Source organism: Brevibacterium sp. BDJS002 (genome assembly GCF_028201555.1).
GTDB classification, from domain to species: domain Bacteria; phylum Actinomycetota; class Actinomycetes; order Actinomycetales; family Brevibacteriaceae; genus Brevibacterium; species Brevibacterium aurantiacum.
In genome coordinates, this window is record NZ_CP116392.1 from 3505698 (window position 1) to 3527835 (window position 22138).

The following is a 22138-nucleotide window of genomic DNA, read 5'->3' on the forward strand; positions in this document are numbered from 1 at the left end:
GAGAACGAAATTCAAGCCACTTCTGAGCCTGTGGGCTCACAGTAGGGGGTGCAGGATATGCGTCATCAGTCATGAGGGACTGCCTTTCGTGTGGTCTAGAGACTTCTCAAGGGCTGGCGCGAACCCACGGGTATAAAATGCGCCATTAGCGCTGATCTCAGGTGAGGGAAGCAGCGAAATTCGGATCTGTTCGCACTGCACCGACTACTCCGCCATCGACAAGCAGGTCGGTGCCGGTGACGAAGGATGCTTCACGGCCGAGAAGAAATGCGGTTGCGGCCGCGATATCCGCGGGAGTGCCGACTCGGCCCGTTCCAGATATACCGATCATGGCCTGCATTGCCTGGCCGTTTTCTCCTGAGAGCTCCTGCTGCCCCATGGCAGTCGAGATGATTCCAGGGCTGATGGAGTTGATGCGCGCACCTGCGGCTCCCCATGAACGGCTTGCTGCCTGTACGCGGAGTTGATTGGCTTTCTTGGCCAGCCCGTATGCATTCGCGGCGTCCCCGACCGAGTCTTCAGAAAGGAACGGGAGATCCAGGAGTTCATCAGTAGGGGTGGTTGCCAACGCAAATTCCTGCTCGGCCGGCAGCGGTGGCCTCATGTGGCCAGCCATGCTGGAGATGACGACGCCGGCGCCACCTGCGCTCATGGCGGTGGAAAATTCTTCGAGCACGAGTGCGACACCCAGCAGATCGACTCGCAAGATCGCTTCAACCGGTGCCTGAACTGGGGAGAGGCCTGCTGTGTGAACCAGCTGGACAATCGGCCCGAGCGTTTGTGTTCTGTTCGCCAGAGCACGCACTGAGTCGCGGGACGAGACGTCGACGGCGACTCCTGTCGCGTCGAATCCGTCAGCCCGCAGGGCTTCTGCCTTCTTGCCGGCCAGTTCCTCGTTGAAGTCGGCCAGGATGATGGCACTGCCCGCGCCCTGCCTCCTCGCGATTGCCTCTCCCATCGCGCCCACACCAATGATGACGACCACTTGTTTCGTTGACATCCTGCGTCCTTTCAAAGCGAGACACTTTGTCTTCTTTCTGTTTCACAACAGTACTCCTCAGGCGGGGCAGTTGGAACGGGTTCACTAGAAGCTACGAAGATCTTCAGCGTTCTTTCAAGATAAAGCGAGACACTTGGTCTCGGATTGCTCGTGAGTCCACGCGAGCGATCACTACGTTGAGAAGGAGTAATGAAGATGAACCATAGATTGACTGGCAAAGTGGCCTTGGTGACCGGGGCCGGCAATGGTGTGGGTAAGGAAATTGCCCTGTCTTTGGCAAGGCATGGTGCGAAAGTAGTCGTCAACGATCTCGGGACAAGCGAGCAGGCCAACGGCACAGCGAAGGGGGCCGCTGACCATGTTGTTGAGGAAATCCAGCGCGCCGGCGGCCAGGCCACGGCCAGTTATGATTCCGTGGCGACTTCGGCTGGCGTGGAAAATGCTGTCGAAATAGCCATGGAGCAGTACGGGCCAGTCGATATCGTCATTGCCTGCGCGGGTGCTTTGTTCCCCGGAGACCTCACCGCTACCGACGAGCAGTGGCAACGGTTCGTCGACCTGTTCTTGGCCCAGAAGTTCTACCTTGCGCGTGCGACTGTACCGGGGATGGCCGAGCGCGGATGGGGCCGATTCATCACCGTCACATCTGAAGGAGCACGAGGAACTCTCGGAAATCCGATCTTCGCCGGTGCCATGGGCGGGGTAATCTCCCTGACCAAGGCGCTTGCCAACGACTATGCGAATACGGGAGTAACCGCGAACAGTTTCGCCCCTGGCGCAGCTACACGCTTGTACCGTGCCACCATTGGCGATTGGGAGAAGAAGCACGCGGCGGGTGAGATCTCAGACGAAATGTGGCAGGCCATCAAGATTGGGCCAGGGCCCGCCAGTTACGTGGCACCGATGGTTACGTGGCTGGCAACAGATGCTGCGGCTGAGACAACCGGAGAGGTCTTTTCGGTAGGTGGAGGCCGTGTATCAAAGTGGTCTTCTTATGACGAAATCAAAACGATCTATCGCGGGGACCACCAGAATGTCCCTGAGTGGACACTGGAAGAACTGGACCAGTTGGTACCGACTCAGTTGTCCTGATCGACGCTCGTGAAAGTCGCGGGAGTTCCGATTCCCTTGCAAAAGCATGGAAGATAGTGACATGGCAAATGGACGACCGGGGCGGGCGCGTAGCGAGAAATCGAGACTGGCTATCCTGGAGGCAACGCGTGATGAGCTCGTCGAGCGCGGCTACGACAAATTCTCCATCGACCGGGTCGCGGCGACAGCGGGTGTCGGCAAACAGACAATCTATCGGTGGTACCCGACGAAAAGTGCGCTCATCGCGGAAGGCATGCTCCACGGCAATCTGTCGCCGACGATCCCGGTAGCTCATTCAGGCGACATCCGCAGAGACATCACCGCCTGGATGAGCGACTTCGCCACTGCAACAACGAAGCCTGACAACTCGGCGCTGCTGAGGGCAACCGCTTCCGCAGCTGCCGAGAACGAGGTCGTCGCTGCACGATATGAAGATCAAGTCACCGGGAAGACGCGCGCGACCCTAGTCTCCCGTTTCCAAGAAGCGATCGAGGCTGGGGAGCTGCGAGAGAATGCTCCAGTTCACGCAGCCGTGGAGGCACTGCTCGGCGCGGTGGTCATGCGGGTGATTTCTCGTCAGAATATTGACCGATCGGCTATCGCCGAACTGATCAATCTTGTGCTTGTCGGCTTAGGTGCCGATCAGTAAGACGAGAAATCACCCGATGAATGTCAATCAATCGTCTGCGAATTACTCATTGCAGTTCGTCAACTGCGTGTGACTCTGGGAGTGATCGTGATCGGTGCGTTGTGAGGAATCAGGCAAGATGGTGAGACAGATGCCGTCTCAGAAATGTGTCGAATCCCTAGTCACCGATGACCGTTCGTGACAAGCTTCCCGAGATCCTACAGTTGCATCCCATTGGCTTCCGAAATCTCCCGTTACATTGCCCTCAGATCAGTGCAAATGGCTACGAGACTTTTGAGATGATTTAGGCATGTGGGATTCAAGTCAGGCCTCAGAGCTGGTGCGGTGTTGCGAGAACATGGGTCGTCGGTGGCAGCACATTTCGGCCGTGGGCCGATTGGCTGATCGCCTGGCCCGAGAGGTTGGCTTACCTGAGGATGTGCGGGCCGCTGCTTGGCTGCATGATGTGGGCTATGCGCCGGAACTGGCATCAACTGGTTTTCACCCGCTGGACGGAGCGGCATATCTGCTTCGGCTCGGTGCCCCGCAAGAAGTGGTGGGCCTCGTCGCGTGGCATACTGGCGCCGCTTGGGAGGCATCGGAACGAGGATATTCCCAGCAGCTTGCCGAGATGCCGACCCCTGAACCGCAGTGGCTCGACGTGGTGACGTTCATCGACCTAGTCACCGGGCCCGACGGTTCCGTGACGACACCACAGCGGCGAATCGAAGAAATCTTGAGCCGTTACGACGCCTCGCACGCCGTTCACAGAGCAGTGCAAGGCTCGGCTCCCGAACTTCTCGCCTCGGCAGCTCGAGCTCGTGCTTTGTTGGGCCTAACCGATGAATGGCCGATCCCTGCTGAGAGCATGAGTGAGTCTTAATTGCATGGACGGGTGTAAGTTCAGTTCTTTGACTTGCTCCGGTGTCAGCCACTCGACCTTGTCGCTTTCGTCGCTCGTTCGGCGTTCTCCTCCGACGAGCTTTGCAAGAAAGGCGATGGAAAACTGCTGGCGCACTTCTCCGTCGTCGTAGGACATGTCAAGCACCGGGTTTCGTAGAGGCTCCTTTTCTTGGTTTCCTAAGCAGCCGCGGGTTCAATCGCGGACTGGTTGATCCATTCCGAATGGACCTCGAACGGCGGGCGGTAGTCAATCGCTGAATGCAACCGTGTCTGGTTGTACCAGGCCACCCACTTCGACGTCTCCGCCATCACCTCGATCAACCCCGACCACACCTTCCGGTCAATCAACTCTGCCTTGTAGACCGAGTTCAGAGCCTCGGCCATGGCATTGTCGTACGAGTCTCCACGTGACCCCACCGACGCCACGACCTCGGATTCCGCCAGGGTCTCGCCGTAGCGAATCGATCGGAATTGAACGCCGCGGTCGCTGTGGTGGACAAGCCCGGAGACATCTTCACCACCCCTATATTTCGCCGCCAGAGCCATCGTCAGAGCGTCCCTGGCCAGAGACTCCCGCATATGGTTCGTCACCTGCCAGCCGACGATCTCCCGGTGGAACACATCAAGGATGAACGTCGTGTACACCCACCCAGCAGACGTCGGAACATAGGTGATGTCAGCGACCCATAGACAATTGGGTGCCGGTGCTGCGAACTCACGCTCGACAAGATCATCCGGACACTCCTCAGCCCTAGCCGAAGCCGTCTTCGGACGCTTCCGCTTCCGCCGGATCCCGTCGATGCCCAACTGGCGCATCAACCGCTCCACCGTGCACCGAGCAACATGCCCGAACCGATCGGTGTACTCGCGGTTGATCGCCTTCCACATCTTCCGCACCCCGTAGCAGGAGTAGTTCGCCTCATAGACGTCCTGGATCACCACCATCAGCGCCTGATCCCGACGGGCCCTAGCCGATGGCTGACGCTTCTTGAACGCGTAATACGAGCTCACAGCAATCCGTGCCGCCGTCCTCTTCAGGGCGCGCACGATTGGCTCGACTCCGAACTCGTCGCGATGATCGTCGATGAAGGTGACGATTACTTTGATGGGCGGTCGAGCTCCGCCGCGAAGAAAGCCGAGGCACGGCGAAGAATCTCGTTTGCCCGTTTCGATTCAGCCAACTCAGCCCGCAACCTACGGTTCTCAGCCTCAAGATCAACGGAGTCCGCCGGCGTCGCTGTGCCCGAGTCTTTGTGCTTACGCACCCACACCCGCAGCGCTTCCTTGCTCACCCCGAGCTCTTTGGCTACACGGGCAATCGCTCCGTTTGCGGTGTTCGGATCCGCTTGAGCATGGATGACGAGCTCGACGGCACGAGCCTTGAGCTCGTCGGTGTACTTCACTGGCATGAGAGAATCTCCTTCTTCCAATCTCCCTGCCTCTATTATCCCCGGGGCGATTCAACTGACGGAAGGAAATGGTGATGGATAAGTACATGACGAGCGCAGAGGTCGCACGATGGTTGCGAGTCGACAAGTCGACCTTGAGCCGGTGGCGGCTAGCGGGCACCGGCCCACGAGTCAGGTGGCTGTCTCCGTCGATACCTCGGTACGCGCGTGCAGACGTGGAGGCCTGGTTGACCGAGGTGGCGGTATGAGCGTCGATAAAGCTGCCATCTGGACGTTTCCGGGCGAGGCTGAAGCGGGGTCAGGAAGTTGTCTCGACTAGGACGTTTGCCCGGAAGAAGGAAGCGTTGGCATGGGAGGCTGCCGAACGGGTGAAACTTGCCGGCGGTTTCGATCCGAGACTTGGAAAGATGACGAAGGTGGCTACCGCAGTCGACGCCTTCCTGTCTGATCGCGAAGGCCGAGTTGCTGCATCCACAGTGGCCACGGATCGTCGGTTCCTCAAGGTTCTGCCCGTCAGTATCGCGCGCTCTCCGATAGAGGCGTTGACACATTCCGAGATTGAGCAGTACGTGCATCGGCTGCAAGTGTCAGCCGGGACGAAGAAGCGAGCAGTCATCTCGCTGTCGGCGTTCTTTGGATGGGCGATACAGAGGGGGTATCGAATAGATAACCCAGCTCGCGGAATCCAAATTGCTGGCGAAGTACCAGTGCATGCAGCAACAATGGCGACCTGGGCTGAGGTCGAACTATTCGCCTCGAAGATAACGAATCCAGGCTACCGACTCTACGTGCGAGTGATGGCCTACACGGGGTTACGACCGGGAGAGATGAGGTCGCTGCGCGTTGGCGACGTTGCTGGTGGAAGGCTGCGCGTGATGAGATCGCATCCCGAAGGCCACACAGAGAAGGACGTCAAAAACCATCAGGCTCGGTTTGTTCCCATGGCATCATCAGTTCGCGAAGATCTAGAACGCTACATTGCGGGGCGATCTCCTCGTGACCGAGTGTTCACGGCACCCGGCGGCGGCTTGATCGCTTTGCGCAATCTACGCCGAGAAGTGCGTTGGTCAACAATTGCCCCAGAGATGCGGCTCTACGACCTTCGGCATGTGGCTGTGTCCGAGTGGGTGCGCTCAGGTGTGCCGCTGGCAACCGTACGCAACTGGGCAGGTCACTCGTCGCTGTCGGTCACATCGCGCTATACACACGTCGCCGGTAGCGAGGACGGGGCGGCTCTCGAACTAGTAAATGGACGGGCCGGTGTCACACACGGGTCACGCGAAACCGAAAACTCAAATAAAAAGCTGGCATAGCGTGTGTTTGCCCAGGTCAAACATGGAGCCCCCCATCGGACTCGAACCGATGACCTTCGCTTTACAAGAGCGGTGCTCTACCAACTGAGCTAGGGAGGCGTGGCGGCGAAACGATGCCGTCTGCGCCTACACGATAGTAGTCCATTCACCTTCGCGGCGACAAAACGGACGCGAGGGTAACTTCACCGTACGGACTTCACGTCCGGGCATCGGCCGACTGCCACCTCGGCGGCGGTCGACCGATGCTGATGGACGAAGTCAGCCCTTGAACTCGCCGGTGGCCTTGAGGATCTCCAAGGTCAGCGCCTGCGGGTCGCTGGTCTTGTCGGTCTGCTTGCCGTTGATGAGCACCCACGGAGTGGCTTCCACTCCGCTGTCGAGGGCCTCCTTCGACGACTTCTCAACGAAGTCCTTGAACGACTGGTCCGTGACGCAGCTCTCGACGGTCTGCTCAGGGTCGGAGGTGAGCTTCTTCGAGGTGTCGACACCGGCTTCTTCGGCGACCTTGAGCAGTTCCTCATCGGTGCGGCCATTGCCCTGCTCTTCGGGCTGCTGAGCATACATCGCGGGGAAGAAGTCCCTGACGGTTTCAGGCTGGGAGTCGACGACGCAGGCCGCGAGGTTGGCGGCACGGGTCGAATACTCATTGCCGCTGGACATCCGGTCGAGGATCGACACCGGCTTGTACTCAAGCACGATCGAACCTTCGTCGGCCAGCTTCTCCAGAGTCGGAGTGTTGGCTTCTTCGAACGCCTTGCAGCCTGGGCACTGGAAGTCGAGGTAGACGGTCACGGTCGCGGCGTTTTTCTTGGCACCGGCTTCGGCAGGGGTCGGCAGATCTGACTCTTCACCGTCGGGCAGCTGCTTCGGCTGCACCACTTCGCCGTCCTTGGCCATGCTGACACCGTTGGCGACGTAGTTGGCCGGGGTGATGCCCGGTTTGCTCTGCTGGAAGATGAGAACACCGACGACCGCGGCCACAACGACCACGACGACGCCGATCCCCACGTAGAGGATGGTCTTGGCGGTCTTCTCCTTCTTGGCCTGAGCCGCTGCGATCTGACGCGCGTTCTCACGTGCTTGGTTCCGCCGATTGTCACCGGAATTGTTCTTCGCCATTGTTCCTCACGTTGCGATCGTCTGACGTCGGCCCGGCCTCGGACCGTGGGGAATCGGGTCGATATACGAGTCCCGACCGTCCCACCTTACCCAAACAGGTGGTGGCCCGACTCCCAGTGAAATTCAAGAATCAACTACACCGGGTCCGGAAGATAGGTGAAAGGGTTCGACGTCAGCGGCCACCAGGACACCCCGGATCCGGACTGAACAGCCATGATGCCGATGATGATGAGAAGCGCGATCGCCGACAGTGCGATGAGCCTGCCCAGGTGGTTGCGTGTCACCCCGGAGACCATGAGCCGTGATCCGTAGCGCAGGCTGCCCGCGCCCGGACCCAGCCACAGCACGAGGGCACCCGCGGCACCGGCGGCCCACACCGACCACTGCTCCGAGTATCCGCTGGGCACGATTCCCGCGATGTCGAGTCGGGTCAGCACGAGCATCGCGATACCCGCGATCGCCGGCAGGATGAGAGTCGCGATCGAGGTCAGCACCGAAGCGAGGATCGCGGCCGGCGCCGAGGCGAGTGAGCGCAGAACTCCTCCGCCGTCGGTTCCGCGTTCGAACCGGTGCTTCTGGGCCTTGCGGTCCAATCGTGTGCCGGTGCGGGCGATGATCGACCACAGGAACACGAGGAGTGTCACGAGCAGCGGGCCCAGCGGCATGATCGCGATGGCCAGCAGGATGAGGCCGAAGACCACCCACCCGCCGGTCCGGACGTCCGATAGGTCATCGGCGCCCAGCCGTAGCCGGGCTGACCTGGCTGACCGGGTCGACTCTGCTGTCCGCCTTGGACTCCTGTGCCGTTGGAATCGGGCCGGGCAGTCCCCTGACCAGCCGGTGGTCCGGCGAGTCCATACCCTGCCCCGCCGAGGTTGGTCCCGGCCATCGCTGAACCGGGAGCGGCCTGGATCCCGCCGTTGGGGTTGCGCACGGGGGGTGCCGTGCCCCGGTTCATCGGACCTGGTGCCATGGTGGGCGGGTTCCCCTGCCCACCGGGCATCATCCCGGAGCGGGCCTGCGGCTGCTGGCCCTGCATCGGCTGGCCGTGCACTGGCTGGCCCTGCAACGGTTGGGCCTGCGGACGCTGGCCTTGCCCTGGCTGGCCGTGTGGGGAGTAACCCGGCTGTGGGTATCCCTGCGGGTTCGTCCCGCCGGGACCCGACCCCGGGTAGCCGCCACGGGGTGAGCCATGGCCGGTTGCACCATAGCCTGAACCGTCAAATCCGGCAGCACCGTAGCCCGCGGCTGCGCCCGCTGCGGCACCACCGGCGGCAGCACCTGCAGCACCAAAAGCGGCAGCTCCGCCATAGCCTGACCCATTGCCTCCACCGCCGTCGACTGCAGGCATCCGCGCCGTGCCCGTCGGGGATGCCTGGTTCGAGGCCCCGGCTGCGGGTCCGGATCCCAGCTGCGGTTCGCGTCCGGATTCGATGTCGACGAGGGCATCGAGGATCATCTGGCCGCTCGGCCTGCGTTCGGGCTTCGGGTCGAGGCAGGCCGCGATGAGGGGAACGAAGTTGCGGGGCGCATTGTCGAGGTCGAATTTGCCCATGGCCACTCGCCCCAGCACCGCCTCGAGAGGCCCCGAACCGTAGGGATTGCGGCCGGTGGCGGCGTAGGCCATGGTCGCGGCCCACCCCCACCAGTCGGTCTTCTCACTTGAGGTCTTGCCATCGGCGATCTCCGGTGACAGGTAGCCGGGTGTTCCCATCACGAGGCCGGTCGCGGTCACTCGCACTTCGTCGGCGACCTGGGCGATGCCGAAGTCGATGACCATCGGTTCGCCGTCCATGATCATGACGTTCGCTGGTTTGAGGTCGCGGTGGATGACACCGGATTCGTGCACGGCGTTGAGGGCATCGAGGAGGGCGTGGCCGAAATGGACAAGCTCATCCTCGGCGAAGGGACCGTGGTCCCTGACATCGTCGGACAGCGTCTGCCCGTCGACGAACTCGGTGATGATGAAGGGCTGAGAGGATTCGAGCTCCGCGTCGAGCACCTCGGCGATTCGGGGATGTTTGATCCTCCGCAACGTCCTGACCTCGCGTCCGAGGCGTTTGCGAGCGGTCTCATCATTGGCGATGTGAGGGTGGAGAACCTTGACGGCGACAGGGTTGTTTCCGCCGTCGACACCGAGGTAGACGACACCCATGCCGCCCGAGCCGAGCTCCTCGATGAGGCGGTAGCCTCCCAGATCCTGATCCATCACCCTCCCAAGCGTAGTCGAGCGAGTACAGTTCGTTCCAAGGACCGACACAGGAGGAGGCGCAGATGAACACCGTCAACTCTGCCGAAACCACTACCGCATCTCCGTATGGCGACAGCGATTTCGTTGTTGTCGCAAACCGACTGCCCGTGGACCGGGACCCAGCCGAGACAAGCCAAGGATGGCGTACCTCACCTGGGGGTTTGGTCACTGCCGTGGCTCCGGTGATGAAGTCTCAGGAGGGTGCGTGGATCGGCTGGACCGGGGTGCCCGATGTTGATTTCGACCCGTTCACCATCGACGGCATGCATCTGGTTCCCGTCACCCTCACGAGTGAGGATGTCCTCAAATATTATGAAGGATTCTCCAATGCAACTCTCTGGCCTCTCTATCACGATGTGATCGTTCCTCCCGAGTTCCACCGCACCTGGTGGGACTCGTATGTGCGAGTCAATGAGCGCTTCGCGGCCAAGGTCGCCGAGGTGGCTGCTGAGGGTGCAACCGTCTGGGTCCATGACTATCAGCTCCAGCTGGTTCCGCAGCTGGTGCGACGGATGCGACCGGACCTGGCGATCGGGTTCTTCAACCACATTCCCTTCCCGCCGTTCGAGCTCTTCGCCCAGCTGCCCTGGCGCGACGAGATCCTGCGCGGCCTCCTCGGCGCGGACCTCGTCGGATTCCAGCGTCCGGCCGATGCCGCGAACTTCCGACGTGCTGTGCGTGGGCGTCTCAACTTCACGACGAAGGGCTCAACCGTCAACGTCCCGGCAGGTGATTTCCTGCCGGAGCACATCGTGCGCGCCGAGGCCTTCCCCATCTCCATCGACACCCCGTACCTCGAGGAGCTGGCGCGTGATCCGAAGATCATCGAGCGAGCCCGGCAGATCCGCGAAGAGGTCGGCAATCCGAAGGTCATCATGCTCGGCGTCGACCGGATGGACTACACGAAGGGCATCCGGCACCGTCTCAAGGCGTTCGGGGAGCTGCTGGCCGAGGGCAAGCTCGACGTCGAGGATGTCGTCCTGATCCAGATCGCGACCCCGTCGCGGGAGCGGCTCGAACAGTACAAGATCATCCGTCACGACGTGGAGCTGGCGGTCGGGCGGATCAACGGCGAGCAGGCCGAAGTCGGGTCCATCGCCGTCCACTACCTCCACCATTCCTATCCGCGCGATGAGATGACGGCGTTCTTCCTCGCCGCCGACGTCATGCTCGTGACCGCCCTGCGCGACGGGATGAACCTCGTGGCCAAAGAGTATGTGGCCTGCCGCAGACGTGACGACGGGGCTCTCGTGCTCTCCGAGTTCACCGGTGCCGCCGACCAGCTCAAGAGTGCTGTGATGGTCAACCCGCACGACATCGGCGACCTCAAGGCCGGCATCCTCGACGCCGTGCAGATGGATGAGAAGACGCGTTCACGGCGGATGAGGCAGATGCGCAAGAAGATCGCTACGGACACCGTGAGCATCTGGTCGAAGAAGTTCCTCGCCGAACTCGAGGCCATTCACACGAACCCGGAGGCGATCATCCCCGACCGTCCCGCCGCCCTGCCCGAGCGGTCGACGACGGCCTCGGATCGCGTCACCTCCACCGTTACACATGCACCTGGTGAGGATCGTCAGTGACAGCGGATTCGTCACCACAGTCGACTCCCGAATACACTCCGTCGGATGCCCTCGACCTTGGGCAGCTCACCGGCGCCGATTCGGCTCTCATCGCTCTCGACTTCGACGGTGTCCTCGCCCCGCTGCAGGACAATCCCGAGCTGTCCCGGATGCTCCCGGAGTCGGCGCAGGCGATCGCTGGCCTCAGCATCCTGCCCGCGACCCGGGTGGCTCTGGTCTCTGGACGCGACGTCACCACCCTGCGTCGGCTTGCCGACCCGCCTGTCGGCGTGTGGCTGGTGGGTTCGCACGGCGCCGAGGTGGAGCTGGGCTCCTCGTCTGTCCCCGAGGTGTCGATGACGTCACCTGAGGTCAGCACCGAGGAACAGCAGATGCTCACCGCCATCGACGCCCACATCGAGTCCTTCGAACTCGACCTGTCCGCGGGGTCAGGCTCGGAGGTACGGTCGGGCTCGGACATACAGACTGGGTCGGACATGCGGACAGGTTCAGACACCGAGGTGAGGGTGGAGCGGAAGCCGTTCTCACGCACGGTGCACACGCGCGGCCTCGACGAGGAATTCGCCTCCGCACTGCACGCCCATGTCATCGCCGTGCAGGCCGAATATCCTGGGATCCGCGTTATCGAGGGTCACGACATCACCGAGCTTGCGGTGAAGACTGCGACGAAGGGTGATGGACTGCGATCCCTCATCGCCGCCGGGTCACCCTCGGCGGTCCTCTACCTCGGCGATGATGTGACCGACGAGGATGCCTTCGCCGAGCTCGAGAACCTGACCACGAGCCTGAGCATCAAGGTCGGACCCGCCCCGACTCGCGCACCCTGGCGAATCACGGACCCCGACGCGGTCGCCGAGCTTCTCACCCGTCTGGCGAACGAGCGCCGCGCGCAGGTGGCACACCTGCCACGGGCCTGACGAAGCCTCGGCTCAGGCTCCATCTCATCGGCGAAGCACACGCTGTCAGCGTCGTTGCGGGGGCACTGCACTGGCGCGCAGGACAAGGTCCGGGGTCACCGAATAGTCGATGGCCACCTCGGCGCCGGGATCGGCCATCATCGCTCTGACCTCGTTGAGCGCGGACACCGCGATCGCCTCCCAGTCGTAGCTGACCTGCGACAGCGGCGGGGCGATGACATCGGCATCGGGCATGTCCCCGACCGTGAGCAGGGACAGATCGCGGGGGACGTCGAGGCGAGCGCGGCCGGCGGCCTCGAGGATGCCGAAGGACAGCGAGGGTGCACAGGCGATGACGGCCGAACACTGCTGGCCCAGCAGCTCCTCGGCTGCGGCGACGCCGGCCATGGTGCCGCCGGCAGCTTCGACGACGGGGGCCTGATCACGGGTGGCGGGAATGTGGAGGACCTGGGCGATGGACTTGCGGAACCCGGCGATGCGCACGGCTGCGGCGGAGTCACGCAGCACGACGAGCCCGATCCGACGGTGGCCCAGGTGGACTAGGTGCTGCACGGCGGTCGCGATTCCGTCCGTGGCGTCGAGGACGATGCGGGAGATGCCGTCCGAGTGCCGAGCGTTGGAGACTCTGATCTGCGGCAGGTCACGCTCGGCCAGTTTCGCCGCCAGCTCACCGGCCGCTCCCCCGCCGAGGACGATCGCACCCTGCACATGCGGCTTGCTCCCGTGCGGGCCCAGCAGCGATTCGGCTAGGGCATCGGCGCGTTCAACGGCAGCCTCCACGTGTACGGCCGCGATTCCTTGTGCGAAGACTTTGCTGGTCAGAAGCTCGAAGAGGCGGGCATAGGGGTCAACGTTCCCGGGCGCCACGGTGGGTCTGACCAGGGCGATCATCTGCCTGGCCGGTGTCTCCCGGGTGCCCGAATCCACGCCGAGGATGGCCAAGGCCCGCCTGACCTTGGCCAGGGAACCGGCGGAGACCGAGTCGGGGTTGCGCAGTGCTCGCGAGGCCGTCGCCTTCGACACTCCTGCCGCGTCGGCGATGGTGTCGAGCCCGACGTGTTTGTGTTCAGCAGGCTCGGGAGTGCTGGACGGTGGGTTGGCTGCCGAGTTCACTGTCGCGCCGCCGTCGTTGAGGCTCGGGCCAAGAGCCGGGGCCGGAACACCGGTGGGACCGATTGGAGGTCATCGCCGGAGATCTTCAGCGTCGACAGTGTCGCGGTGACGAGTGCCTGCGAGAGTCCCTCGACGTCGATGCCCAGGACTGTGGCCGGCGGACCGGTGAACTTCATCGTCGGCGAGTCACCGAAGCCCACGATCGACATGTCGCGTGGGACCTGCAGGTGCCGGTTGCGCAGACCATGCAGAGCCCCGTGCAGCTGCAGTGCCGACTGCACGATCACGGCGGTGCAGGTCGCATCCTTGAGATCGAGGACGGCACGCGAACCACCGGAGAAGGACTTCGGAACCTGTGCGATCCAGTCATCGAGCCTGACCCCGAAATTGCGTGCGGGATGTTCGGCCCGGAAGCGTCTGATCAGCTGGACCGCCAGTTCACCGCTGTCGTTGCAGATGAGACCGATGCGGCGGTGACCGATGGCTTGGAGATGTTCGAAGGCCGTCGTCATTCCCCCGCCGAGGTCGAGGCGGGCGGCGATGATGTCGCCGCTGACATCATCGGAGTCCACCGCCGACTGTTCGTCGACGCGGATGCAGGGGATATCGGTGTGCAGGCTCGTCAGGGTCGGCGTCACGAGAGCAACGGCACCGGCATCGACGGCGACCTCAAGCGGGGTCGTCTCGGTTTCGACGGGAGGTCGGGTGATGAGCAGGCCGTGTTCCTGCAGTGCTGTGGCCACGCGGGTGCAGACCTGAACCTGCCAGTATTCGGGGTTCCCGGGTGCGCTGACGGCGACCAAGCGCCTCGGCGCCTCATGCAGGAGGGTGGAGCGGGAGTATCCCAGCGCATCCATCGCCTCGAGCACTCTGGCTCGGGTCTCCTCGGCGACGGCACCGCGCTTGCCGAGGACACGGGAGACGGTCGCCAAGGACACGCCTGCCCGGGCGGCGACGTCGTCAAGCTTGACCTTCATACCGGGAAGTCTATCGGGGTCAGCCTGCCCGGCGACCACCTCGGCGATCTGGGCCGCATCGAGCTCCGCCGGCTCAGAATTCGCGTCTCCCACCCATGCGACACGCCGTTCTCACAAACTATCTTGTCACTCTGAGGGCCTGCCCGTCGGGCTGTCAGGATGTGTTGAGCAATCGTGAGATCCGCGGTTTCTCACCCAGCTTTCGCCCAGGTGTGCGCCCGCGCGCTGGCACAGTGCTGAGAATCACTCTACGCATTGTCGAATTGACTGTCACCGGGCGCAGTCGACGGCTTAGGATGAGGATGACTGAGCATCCCCGCCAGGTCACCGACGACCAGCTGCTCACGAATCTTTTAGGAGGAAACATGTCAACAGTGTCGTTGAATGGCCTCAGTCACGCCTACGAGAACACGGTGTCCCCTTCGGTTCACCCCTTCAACCTCTTCATCGACGACGGAGAGTTCCTCGTCCTCTACGGACCGTCCGGGTCCGGCAAGTCAACCATCCTGCGCATGCTCCACGGCCTCGAAGCCCCCAAGACGGGCACGATCCTCATTGACGGAAACGATGTCACCCATGCTGCGGTCAACGATCGCGACGTCACCCTCGCTCTTGAGAGCTACGCCCTCTACCCGCACATGAGCGTGCGCGACAACCTCGGATTCGCCCTCCGCGTCGATGGTCTCCCCGCCGAGGAGATCCGGGACCGTGTGGAGTCCGTGACCTCGAAGATCGGGCTGCGTGACATCCTCGACGATGTGCCCGGCGACCTCTCCGCCCTGCAGCGCCAGACGATCGCCCTGGCCCGGGCCGTGGTCCGTCAGCCCAAGGTCCTCATCATGGACGAACCGGTCGTCAACCTCGTCCCCGAGCACCAGGCCGACACCCTGCGCCTGGTCAAGGACCTGCAGCAGGAGTTCGGGCTGACCACCCTCTATGCCACAGCGAATCTCGAGGACGCAAAGGTCCTCGGCGACCGCATCGCCTTCCTCGACCATGGGCGTCTGATCGGGGTGGAGAAACCTGAAGTCGCCGAGGCGCTCGTCGCCTCGATCGCGGACGTGGACTCCTGATCGGTGCCCGAGACCACAGCACCGCAGATCCATGCGGTCCACAGTGCCGATCATGATGCGATAGCACAGCTGCCCTGGCATCTTCCGCTCGGTGACTGGCCCCATGACTTCCTCGGCGGGCTGCCCCGTGGAATCTCCCGCCACGTCGTGCGCTTCGTCGAAATCGGCGAGGAGGTCCTCGCGATCAAGGAGACCGACGACCGTCGGGCGCTGCGCGAATTCGACATCCTCGGCGTGCTCGGGAATCTGGCCGTGCCCACGGTCGAACCGCGCGCCTATGTGACCAACCGCAGCACCACCTCGGCGAAGGAGCTGCCCGGAGCGCTGCTGACGGCCTATCTGGACTTCTCACTGCCCTACCGCGCCCTGTTCTCGCGGTCCCTGGCCGAGGACACGACCGGGCGCCTCGTCGATGCCCTGGCCGTCCTCCTCGCCCGACTCCACCTCGTGGGCTTCTATTGGGGCGATGTGTCGCTGTCGAACACCCTGTTCCGGCGCGATGCCGATGCCTATGCCGCCTACGTCGTCGATGCGGAGACCGGTGAGCTCCACGATCAGCTCTCCGACGGTCAGCGGCAGATGGATCTGCGGATCGCAAAGACGAACATCGCCGGTGACTTCCTCGACCTGCAGGCCGCGGGCCTCATCGATCCCGAGGTCGACCCCCTGGCCGCCGGGGAGCGCCTGCTCGAGGCCTACAACGGGCTGTGGGCCGAGCTGACCCGGGTCGAGGAGTTCTCCGTCAACGAACGCTGGCGCATCGACGAACGCATCCGCCGCCTCAACGACCTGGGCTTCGACCTGGGTGAGCTCACCGTGACCACCGACCTCGACGGCGTCAGCCTGCTGGTCGAGCCGAAGGTCGTCGAACCCAACCACCACTCGCGCAGGCTCCTGCGCCTGACCGGCATCGGCGCCAACGAGAACCAGGCGCGGACCATGCTCAACGACCTCGACTCCCATCGCAGCGCCCCCGGCTTCACCGGCGGAGCCCATGGCTCGGGAGAACTGCCCGTCGAACTCGGCGAGGAAGAGGCCGCCCGACATTGGCTCAACGAGGTCTACAAACCCCTCATCGCCGCCATCCCGGAGAACCTCACGCACAAGTTAGAACCGGGACAGATCTTCTACGAGTTCGTCGAACACCGGCGTGTGATGTCCCGGGCCAGGCAACGCGACATCCCGACGATGGAGGCGATCGCCTACTTCATCGTCGACTACCTCTCCAACCTCCCCGACGAAGCGCTCTACGTCGACAGCCAGAAGTTCTGAGCCTCCGGCTGGCCGGGATACGGGCGTAGCGGGCCTTGGTCGGGATTCCATTACGTGGAACGTGGACCCGGCAGCCGCCTCGGCGGGCATATCTTTGAGATCACCAGGATCGCCGTCCACGATGACCACCATCGTGGCCGTCCACACGATCAGAACCCCGGAAGGACCTCCGATGTCGCAAGTCCCACAAGTTTCAGCACCGGCGAAGCAGAACTCCATGCCGAATAATGAGAACAACCCCTCGATTCCCGCGCTCTTCGACCTCAGCGGCCGCACCGCCGTCGTCGTCGGTGCCGGATCCGGACTGGGTCAGGCGAGTGCGATCGGACTCGCCGATGCCGGTGCTCATGTCGTCGTCGCCGACCTCAACCTCGACGGCGCCGAGGAGACAGTGCGCATCATCAGCCAACGCCAGGGAGATGCGGGCAGCACAGGCAAGGGCGGGCACAGCGTCGCCGCCTCGCCGGGAGCCGAAGCCGCCCGCGTGGACATCACCGACACCGAGTCGGTCAACGCCCTCGTCGCAGCTCACCCGGAAGCGCAGGTCCTCGTCATCACCCCGGGCGCGAACGTGCGCAAACGACTGCTGTCGACGACCGATGAGGAGTTCGACCGGGTCATCGACATCAATCTCAAGGGCACCTACCGTCTCATGCGCGGGTTCGGTGCCGAGATGGCCGAGCGCGGACGCGGCTCCATCGTCACCTATTCCTCGTTCCGTGCGCTGGCGATCGAACCAGGCCAGGGTCTCTACGCCGCAGCCAAGGCCGGGGTCGTGCAGCTGACGAAGACGTTGGCCAGCGAGCTGGGCCCCAAGGGTGTGCGCGTCAACGCGATCCTGCCAGGGCCCTTCGACACTCCCCTGACTCAGCAGATCAAGGCCGATGAGGAATGGTGGAACGCCTACGCGGAGAAGACAGCTCTGGGCCGGTGGGGCCAGCTGCACGAGATCGCCGGGCCGGTGCTCTTCCTCGCTTCCGACGCCTCGACCTACGTCACGGGACATTCGCAGCTCGTCGACGGCGGCTGGATGGCTCAGGACGGTCGCTTCTCCCCGCGGCTGTAAGTCTCCGGTCGTACGCAGTCGCGGCGGTCGTACGCAGTCGCGTGCGACGGTCGTGACTGCTCGTGCAAGAATATTCGCATGACCGCTCGAGACAACGTGCCCTCCCCTACAGCGACCGAACGAACTCGGCTGAGCAATCAGCTGGTGCGTCGCAAGTCGATCACCAGCATGATCGAGGACACCCAGGATGCGTCCACGGGTGGTCTGCGTAGAACCTTCGGCGTCTTCCAGCTGACGATGATCAGCGTCGGTGCCACCTTGGGCACGGGCATCCTCGTCATCCTCGGCGAGGCTGTGCCGATCGCCGGCCCCGCCGTCTGGTTGGCCTTCATCCTGGCCGGAATCACGGCCCTGCTCTCCGCAGTCAGCTATGCGGAGATGGCGGGCATGGTTCCTGTATCGGGGTCGAGCTATTCGTATTCCTATGCGACCCTCGGCGAGGGTGTGGCCTGGGTCTGCGGGTGGTGCCTGGTCCTCGAGTATGCGGTTTCTGTGGCGGCTGTGGCCGTCGGTGCCGCCGACTACGTCAATGAGACGCTGCGGATCTTCGGCCTGGAGCTGCCCGCGTCATTGTCGGCCGGTCCCGGCATCGCCGAGAGTCCCGGCGGAGTCATCAACCTCTCGGCTCTCATCGTCGTCCTCCTCGCCACGGTCCTGCTCATGCGCGGGGCCAAGGAGTCCGGCATCGTCAACACGATCATCGTGTTCGTCAAGCTCGGCATCCTCGTCTTCTTCGCCATCGTCGCGTTCACCGCGTTCAAGGCCGGCAACTTCGAACCGTTGCTGCCCATGGGAGCTGCCGGGGTCACCGCCGCAGCATCGAGTGTGTTCTTCTCCTACATCGGCTTCGACGCGGCCTCGACCGCCGGTGAAGAGGCGAAGAACCCGAAACGGGACCTGCCGCGGGCGATCATCCTCTCGATGGTCATCGTCACCACCATGTACGTGCTCGTCGCCGTGGCTGCGATCGGTGCACGGCAGTGGCAGTGGTTCGAGACCGCGAAGGCTCCCCTGGTCCAGATCGTCCACGAGCTCACGCAGTCCAACCTTGCGGTCTTCATCTTCGCGGCCTCCGCAGTCCTCGCGATCCTCTCGGTCGTCATCACCGTCCTCTACGGACAGTCACGGATCCTGCTCACCATGTCCCGCGACGGTATGGTCCCGCGTGTCTTCGGCATCGTCTCCCCGCGGACCGGCACTCCCCTGGTGGGCACGCTCGTCACCGGTGTCCTGGTGGCGATCACTGCGGCGCTGATTCCGCTTGGCGAGCTGGCGAATGCCACGAGCATCGGCACGCTCTTCGCCTTCTGCCTCGTCAACATCGCCGTCATCTACCTGCGTGTGAAGCGTCCGGACCTGCCGCGCTCATTCAAGGTGCCCTTCGGCCCGGTCATTCCGATCCTCGGCTCGCTGGCGTGTGCGTTCCTCATGGTCAACCTCGGCGGAACCACCTGGATCGTCTTCGGCCTGTGGATGGTCGTCGGGTTCGTTGTCTACCTCACCTACAGCCGCCGCCACTCCCGCGTCGGCGCCCTCAGCGACAGCGACTACCGCGCGAGCATGGACGCCTGAGCCGCGATACGGTTCGCTCAACCTCCCGATGTCACAAAACCTCCCCGGCGCCGGGCACTTTTAGTGACGTCGGGGAGGTTCAGTTCGGGCTGGTCGCTGTCAGCCGCGGCGGGTGCGGGCGACTTCGTAGAGGGAGACGGCCGCAGCGATTCCCGCGTTGAGGGACTCCGTGGTCGCAGCGATCGGGATCGAGACGATCTGGTCGCACTTGTCGGCGATGAGACGCGAGATGCCCTTGCCCTCGGAGCCGACGACGATGCACAGCGGGTCGCGGCTGAAGGTCAGCTCCGGCAGCTCGACCTCACCGTCCATGTCGAGTCCGACGACGAAGACGTTCTGTTTCTTGAGCTCGTCGATGGCGCGCGCCAGGTTGACGACGTGGGCGACCTTGATGCGGGCGGCCGCACCGGCGGAGGTCTTCCACGCGGCGGCGGTCATCGAAGCGGCACGACGTTCGGGGATGATGACCCCGTGCCCGCCGAAGGCAGCCGCCGAGCGCACGATGGCGCCGAGGTTCCTCGGGTCCGTGATGCCGTCGAGGGCAACGAGCAGCGGAGCCTCGGCCCGGTCGGCTGCGACCTCGAGCAGGTCACGGGGCTCGGCGTAGTCATACGGCGGGATCTGTAGGGCGATGCCCTGGTGGATCGCGTCATCGGTGAGCCGGTCGAGGTCGGGCTTGCTCGCCTCGAGCATCGAGATGCCGCGCTTGGTGGCCAGGGTGATGGCCTCACGGACACGGTCATCGGAGTCGATGCGACCGGCGACGTACATCGCGGTTGCCGGAACGTCCTCGCGCAGAGCCTCGAGCACCGAGTTGCGCCCGGCGACCATGTTCGGACCGTTCTCCTTCTTGCGGCGCCTGGCCTGGTTGGCGCTGGAGGCCTTCTTGGCCGCTGCCGTCTTGTGCGCCTTGTGATAGACGCGGTCCTCGGCCTTGGGCGTGGGGCCGCGGCCCTGCAGGCTGCGCTTGTTCTTGCCGCCGGAGCCCTTGGTCGGGCCCTTCTTCGAGCCGCCGGAGCGTGGGTTGGAAGCCATGTGATTCCTTAAGAGTCGTAGGTGGTGGCGAACCGGAGTCCGTCACCGGGAGAGATTTTCTGAGCGAAGTGCGGTGGGTCAGCTGTCTTTGACGTGGTAGCGGTAGCCGTCGGCCGTGTCCTCGATGACGATTCCGGCAGATGCCAGACTGTCCCGGATCGCATCGGCGGTGGCGAAGTCCTTCTCCGCCTTCGCCGCAGCCCTCTGTGAGGCGAGCGCATCGACGAGGGAATCCAGCGCCGTTTCCACCGTCGCATTCGTTCCTGACTTAGCCCATGCCTCGGCGCTGGGATTGACTCCCAGGATATCGAGCATGAGCTCCACCTCGGCGACGATCTGCGTGAGCTGGCTCCGATCCTGACCGGAGTCGAGGAGCTTCGCACCCTCGGTGACCGTCGCGAAGACCACGGACAGCGCACGGGGCACGCCGAGGTCGTCGTCGAGCGCCGCTGCGAACTCCGCGGGCACGTCGACGCCGCGAGTGCTGTAGCCGTCGCTGACTTCGGGAAGTGCGGGAGCATCCTCGCCGAGAGTCTGCCGGGCACGCTGCAGGAAGTTCGCCAGGCGGTCGAGGGATGCGGTCTGCCGATCAATCGCTTCAGCCGAGTAACCGAGGACTGACCGGTAGCTGGCACCGGTGAGGAAATAGCGCACGGCCAGCGGGCTGTAGCGGTCGAAGAGCTCGGAGGCGAAGACCGAGTTGCCCAGCGACTTCGACATCTTGTCTCCGCCGACGTTGAGCAGCCCCGAATGCATCCAGATGTTGGCGAACCGGTCGCCGACCGCACGCGACTGGGCCAGCTCGTTCTCGTGATGAGGGAAGCGCAGATCCAGTCCGCCGCCGTGGATGTCGAAATTCTCGCCGAGGTATTTCGTCGACATGGCCGAGCACTCGATGTGCCAGCCCGGTCGGCCGCGACCCCAGGGAGCCGGCCACGAGGCGGTGTCCGGTTCACCGGGCTTGTGCGCCTTCCACAGCGCGAAGTCCCTGGCATCCTTCTTGCCCCGCATGTCCGCATCGTTCGCGGGCTCCATGTCGTCGAGCCGCTGATTGGTCAGCTCGCCGTAGTCGGCCCACGAGGCGGCCGCGAAGTACACGTCGCCGCTGCTGTCCAGAGCCTCGTAGGCATACCCCGCTGTAATGAGTCGATCAATGAGTTCGATCATCTCGGTGATGTGCCCGGTGGCGCGGGGTTCGTAGCTGGGCGGCAGAATGTCGAGCGCGTCATAGGCCTGAGTGAAGGCCCGCTCATATTTGAAGGCGTGGGCGAACCAGGGTCGACCCTCCTCGGCGGACTTCGACAGGATCTTGTCGTCGATGTCCGTGACATTGCGGACGAGCGTGACGCTGTAGCCGCGATACATCAGCCAGCGCCGCAGCACGTCGAAGACCGAGGCGGAGCGCAGATGACCGATGTGGGGTTCGCCCTGCACCGTGGCACCACAGAGGTAAATACCCACGTGCCCGGCATTGACGGGGCGTAGGTCTTCGGTCGTGCGGCTGGCGAAGTTATACAGAGCGATAGTCACGCACCCAAGTCTACCGGGGACGGGCGGTGTGTTGCCGCCTGTGCGAACATCAGGGTGTAAGGACGACTATGAGGTGTCCAACATTTGATACGCGACTGTTACTCAGCTCACGTGACTTGCGGCACGTTTCACAGGTCCTTCCCATTATGCTGGTGGACGGTCAACGAAACCGCTCCAGATCCACCACGAGGCGAACTCTCAGAAGCGGTACGCTAGCTTGCCGACGGCACGGTCACAGCAGACTGCCCCATCGGCATCAGCCTCACAACAATGCGGTTGGACAGA

General features: G+C 63.4%; 22 protein-coding genes, 1 tRNA gene and 1 other annotated feature. Of the genes, 11 read left to right on the forward strand and 12 right to left on the reverse strand.

Going from position 1 to position 22138, the window contains the following annotated elements; genetic code table 11:
• Positions 1-157 precede the first annotated feature (157 nt).
• The gene (locus PGC08_RS16285) at positions 158-1000 is read right to left on the reverse strand and encodes an SDR family oxidoreductase (protein ID WP_271708891.1); all 843 of its coding nucleotides are present in this window, start codon (positions 998-1000) and stop codon (positions 158-160) included.
• A gap of 189 nt (positions 1001-1189) precedes the next feature.
• Between PGC08_RS16285 and PGC08_RS16290 the strand changes: the two genes are divergently transcribed.
• The 3 genes from PGC08_RS16290 (at position 1190) to PGC08_RS16300 (ending at position 3603) form a co-directional block, all read left to right on the forward strand.
• The gene (locus PGC08_RS16290; RefSeq protein ID WP_271708892.1) at positions 1190-2092 is read left to right on the forward strand and encodes an SDR family NAD(P)-dependent oxidoreductase; all 903 of its coding nucleotides are present in this window, start codon (positions 1190-1192) and stop codon (positions 2090-2092) included.
• A gap of 61 nt (positions 2093-2153) precedes the next feature.
• Positions 2154-2741 carry a TetR/AcrR family transcriptional regulator gene (locus PGC08_RS16295; protein ID WP_271708893.1) on the forward strand — a complete coding sequence of 196 codons (588 nt, stop codon included), beginning with the start codon at positions 2154-2156 and terminating at the stop codon, positions 2739-2741.
• Positions 2742-3078: 337 nt separating this feature from the next.
• Entirely contained in the window at positions 3079-3603 is a 525-nt protein-coding gene (locus PGC08_RS16300) for an HD domain-containing protein (protein WP_271710080.1), read from the forward strand.
• Here PGC08_RS16300 and PGC08_RS16305 read toward each other — a convergent pair.
• The 3 genes from PGC08_RS16305 to PGC08_RS16315 form a co-directional block, all read right to left on the reverse strand.
• On the reverse strand, positions 3556-3759 hold the full coding sequence (locus PGC08_RS16305) for an NUDIX hydrolase (protein WP_271710092.1): 204 nt from the start codon (positions 3757-3759) through the stop codon (positions 3556-3558). The two genes, PGC08_RS16300 and PGC08_RS16305, sit on opposite strands and share 48 nt — an antisense overlap.
• Positions 3760-3800: 41 nt before the next feature.
• Positions 3801-4796, reverse strand: coding sequence for an IS3 family transposase (locus tag PGC08_RS16310; RefSeq protein ID WP_125178023.1), 996 nt, complete (start codon positions 4794-4796; stop codon positions 3801-3803).
• Positions 4632-4760: a sequence feature (AL1L pseudoknot), on the reverse strand. It overlaps the preceding gene by 129 nt.
• Entirely contained in the window at positions 4721-5032 is a 312-nt protein-coding gene (locus PGC08_RS16315) for a transposase (protein ID WP_009883477.1), read from the reverse strand. The genes PGC08_RS16310 and PGC08_RS16315 overlap by 76 nt, the downstream gene beginning before the upstream one ends.
• Positions 5033-5118: 86 nt before the next feature.
• Here PGC08_RS16315 and PGC08_RS16320 point away from each other — a divergent pair, with 86 nt between their 5' ends.
• Both PGC08_RS16320 and PGC08_RS16325 read left to right on the forward strand, forming a co-directional pair.
• Positions 5119-5280 (forward strand): helix-turn-helix transcriptional regulator, encoded by a 162-nt coding sequence (locus PGC08_RS16320; RefSeq protein ID WP_271708894.1) that lies wholly within the window; start codon positions 5119-5121, stop codon positions 5278-5280.
• A 96-nt stretch (positions 5281-5376) separates the two neighbouring features.
• Positions 5377-6345, forward strand: coding sequence for a tyrosine-type recombinase/integrase (locus tag PGC08_RS16325; RefSeq protein ID WP_271708895.1), 969 nt, complete (start codon positions 5377-5379; stop codon positions 6343-6345).
• Positions 6346-6368: 23 nt separating this feature from the next.
• Here PGC08_RS16325 and PGC08_RS16330 read toward each other — a convergent pair.
• From PGC08_RS16330 to PGC08_RS16345, 4 genes are all read right to left on the reverse strand, one after another.
• Positions 6369-6444, reverse strand: a tRNA-Thr gene (locus PGC08_RS16330).
• Between the two features lie 159 nt (positions 6445-6603).
• Positions 6604-7464 (reverse strand): DsbA family protein, encoded by an 861-nt coding sequence (locus tag PGC08_RS16335; protein ID WP_271708896.1) that lies wholly within the window; start codon positions 7462-7464, stop codon positions 6604-6606.
• A 134-nt stretch (positions 7465-7598) separates the two neighbouring features.
• On the reverse strand, positions 7599-8165 hold the full coding sequence (locus PGC08_RS16340) for a hypothetical protein (RefSeq protein WP_271708897.1): 567 nt from the start codon (positions 8163-8165) through the stop codon (positions 7599-7601).
• Positions 8105-9673 (reverse strand): serine/threonine-protein kinase, encoded by a 1569-nt coding sequence (locus PGC08_RS16345; RefSeq protein ID WP_271708898.1) that lies wholly within the window; start codon positions 9671-9673, stop codon positions 8105-8107. Before PGC08_RS16345 ends, PGC08_RS16340 begins: the two co-directional genes overlap by 61 nt.
• Before the next feature lie 65 nt (positions 9674-9738).
• Between PGC08_RS16345 and PGC08_RS16350 the strand changes: the two genes are divergently transcribed.
• Both PGC08_RS16350 and PGC08_RS16355 read left to right on the forward strand, forming a co-directional pair.
• Positions 9739-11298, forward strand: coding sequence for an alpha,alpha-trehalose-phosphate synthase (UDP-forming) (locus PGC08_RS16350; protein WP_096159730.1), 1560 nt, complete (start codon positions 9739-9741; stop codon positions 11296-11298).
• A complete protein-coding gene (locus PGC08_RS16355) occupies positions 11295-12215 on the forward strand; it encodes a trehalose-phosphatase (protein ID WP_009884469.1) in 921 nt (306 codons plus the stop codon). Before PGC08_RS16350 ends, PGC08_RS16355 begins: the two co-directional genes overlap by 4 nt.
• A 45-nt stretch (positions 12216-12260) precedes the next feature.
• On the opposite strand, the gene PGC08_RS16360 is transcribed toward PGC08_RS16355, so the two are convergent.
• A complete protein-coding gene (locus PGC08_RS16360; RefSeq protein WP_271708899.1) occupies positions 12261-13328 on the reverse strand; it encodes a LacI family DNA-binding transcriptional regulator in 1068 nt (355 codons plus the stop codon).
• Complete coding sequence (locus PGC08_RS16365) at positions 13325-14398, reverse strand: LacI family DNA-binding transcriptional regulator (RefSeq protein ID WP_009884467.1); 1074 nt, start codon at positions 14396-14398, stop codon at positions 13325-13327. The genes PGC08_RS16360 and PGC08_RS16365 overlap by 4 nt, the downstream gene beginning before the upstream one ends.
• Before the next feature lie 209 nt (positions 14399-14607).
• Here PGC08_RS16365 and PGC08_RS16370 point away from each other — a divergent pair, with 209 nt between their 5' ends.
• The 4 genes from PGC08_RS16370 to PGC08_RS16385 all read left to right on the forward strand — a co-directional run bounded on the left by PGC08_RS16370 (position 14608) and on the right by PGC08_RS16385 (position 19288).
• Positions 14608-15378 (forward strand): ABC transporter ATP-binding protein, encoded by a 771-nt coding sequence (locus tag PGC08_RS16370; protein WP_271708900.1) that lies wholly within the window; start codon positions 14608-14610, stop codon positions 15376-15378.
• Between the two features lie 3 nt (positions 15379-15381).
• A complete protein-coding gene (locus tag PGC08_RS16375; RefSeq protein WP_096159734.1) occupies positions 15382-16650 on the forward strand; it encodes a DUF4032 domain-containing protein in 1269 nt (422 codons plus the stop codon).
• A 172-nt stretch (positions 16651-16822) separates the two neighbouring features.
• The gene (locus tag PGC08_RS16380) at positions 16823-17716 is read left to right on the forward strand and encodes an SDR family NAD(P)-dependent oxidoreductase (RefSeq protein WP_271708901.1); all 894 of its coding nucleotides are present in this window, start codon (positions 16823-16825) and stop codon (positions 17714-17716) included.
• Positions 17717-17794: 78 nt separating this feature from the next.
• Positions 17795-19288 carry an amino acid permease gene (locus PGC08_RS16385; protein ID WP_271708902.1) on the forward strand — a complete coding sequence of 498 codons (1494 nt, stop codon included), beginning with the start codon at positions 17795-17797 and terminating at the stop codon, positions 19286-19288.
• A 99-nt stretch (positions 19289-19387) separates the two neighbouring features.
• Here PGC08_RS16385 and rlmB read toward each other — a convergent pair whose 3' ends face one another.
• A complete protein-coding gene (gene rlmB / locus PGC08_RS16390) occupies positions 19388-20323 on the reverse strand; it encodes a 23S rRNA (guanosine(2251)-2'-O)-methyltransferase RlmB (RefSeq protein WP_271708903.1) in 936 nt (311 codons plus the stop codon).
• Between the two features lie 78 nt (positions 20324-20401).
• The gene (gene cysS / locus PGC08_RS16395; protein ID WP_271708904.1) at positions 20402-21853 is read right to left on the reverse strand and encodes a cysteine--tRNA ligase; all 1452 of its coding nucleotides are present in this window, start codon (positions 21851-21853) and stop codon (positions 20402-20404) included.
• Between the last annotated feature and the right edge of the window lie 285 nt (positions 21854-22138).

Bases quoted from the DNA above. Each gene is read 5' to 3' on its own strand.
- PGC08_RS16300 (WP_271710080.1), top strand. From the start codon at position 3,079: ATGGGTCGTCGGTGGCAGCACATTTCGGCCGTGGGCCGATTGGCTGAT.
- PGC08_RS16320 (WP_271708894.1), top strand. From the start codon at position 5,119: ATGACGAGCGCAGAGGTCGCACGATGGTTGCGAGTCGACAAGTCGACC.
- PGC08_RS16295 (WP_271708893.1), top strand. From the start codon at position 2,154: ATGGCAAATGGACGACCGGGGCGGGCGCGTAGCGAGAAATCGAGACTG.
- rlmB (WP_271708903.1), bottom strand. From the start codon at position 20,323: ATGGCTTCCAACCCACGCTCCGGCGGCTCGAAGAAGGGCCCGACCAAG.
- PGC08_RS16305 (WP_271710092.1), bottom strand. From the start codon at position 3,759: ATGTCCTACGACGACGGAGAAGTGCGCCAGCAGTTTTCCATCGCCTTT.
- PGC08_RS16345 (WP_271708898.1), bottom strand. From the start codon at position 9,673: ATGGATCAGGATCTGGGAGGCTACCGCCTCATCGAGGAGCTCGGCTCG.
- PGC08_RS16370 (WP_271708900.1), top strand. From the start codon at position 14,608: ATGACTGAGCATCCCCGCCAGGTCACCGACGACCAGCTGCTCACGAAT.
- PGC08_RS16335 (WP_271708896.1), bottom strand. From the start codon at position 7,464: ATGGCGAAGAACAATTCCGGTGACAATCGGCGGAACCAAGCACGTGAG.
- PGC08_RS16380 (WP_271708901.1), top strand. From the start codon at position 16,823: ATGTCGCAAGTCCCACAAGTTTCAGCACCGGCGAAGCAGAACTCCATG.
- PGC08_RS16285 (WP_271708891.1), bottom strand. From the start codon at position 1,000: ATGTCAACGAAACAAGTGGTCGTCATCATTGGTGTGGGCGCGATGGGA.
- PGC08_RS16385 (WP_271708902.1), top strand. From the start codon at position 17,795: ATGACCGCTCGAGACAACGTGCCCTCCCCTACAGCGACCGAACGAACT.
- PGC08_RS16290 (WP_271708892.1), top strand. From the start codon at position 1,190: ATGAAGATGAACCATAGATTGACTGGCAAAGTGGCCTTGGTGACCGGG.
- PGC08_RS16315 (WP_009883477.1), bottom strand. From the start codon at position 5,032: ATGCCAGTGAAGTACACCGACGAGCTCAAGGCTCGTGCCGTCGAGCTC.
- PGC08_RS16350 (WP_096159730.1), top strand. From the start codon at position 9,739: ATGAACACCGTCAACTCTGCCGAAACCACTACCGCATCTCCGTATGGC.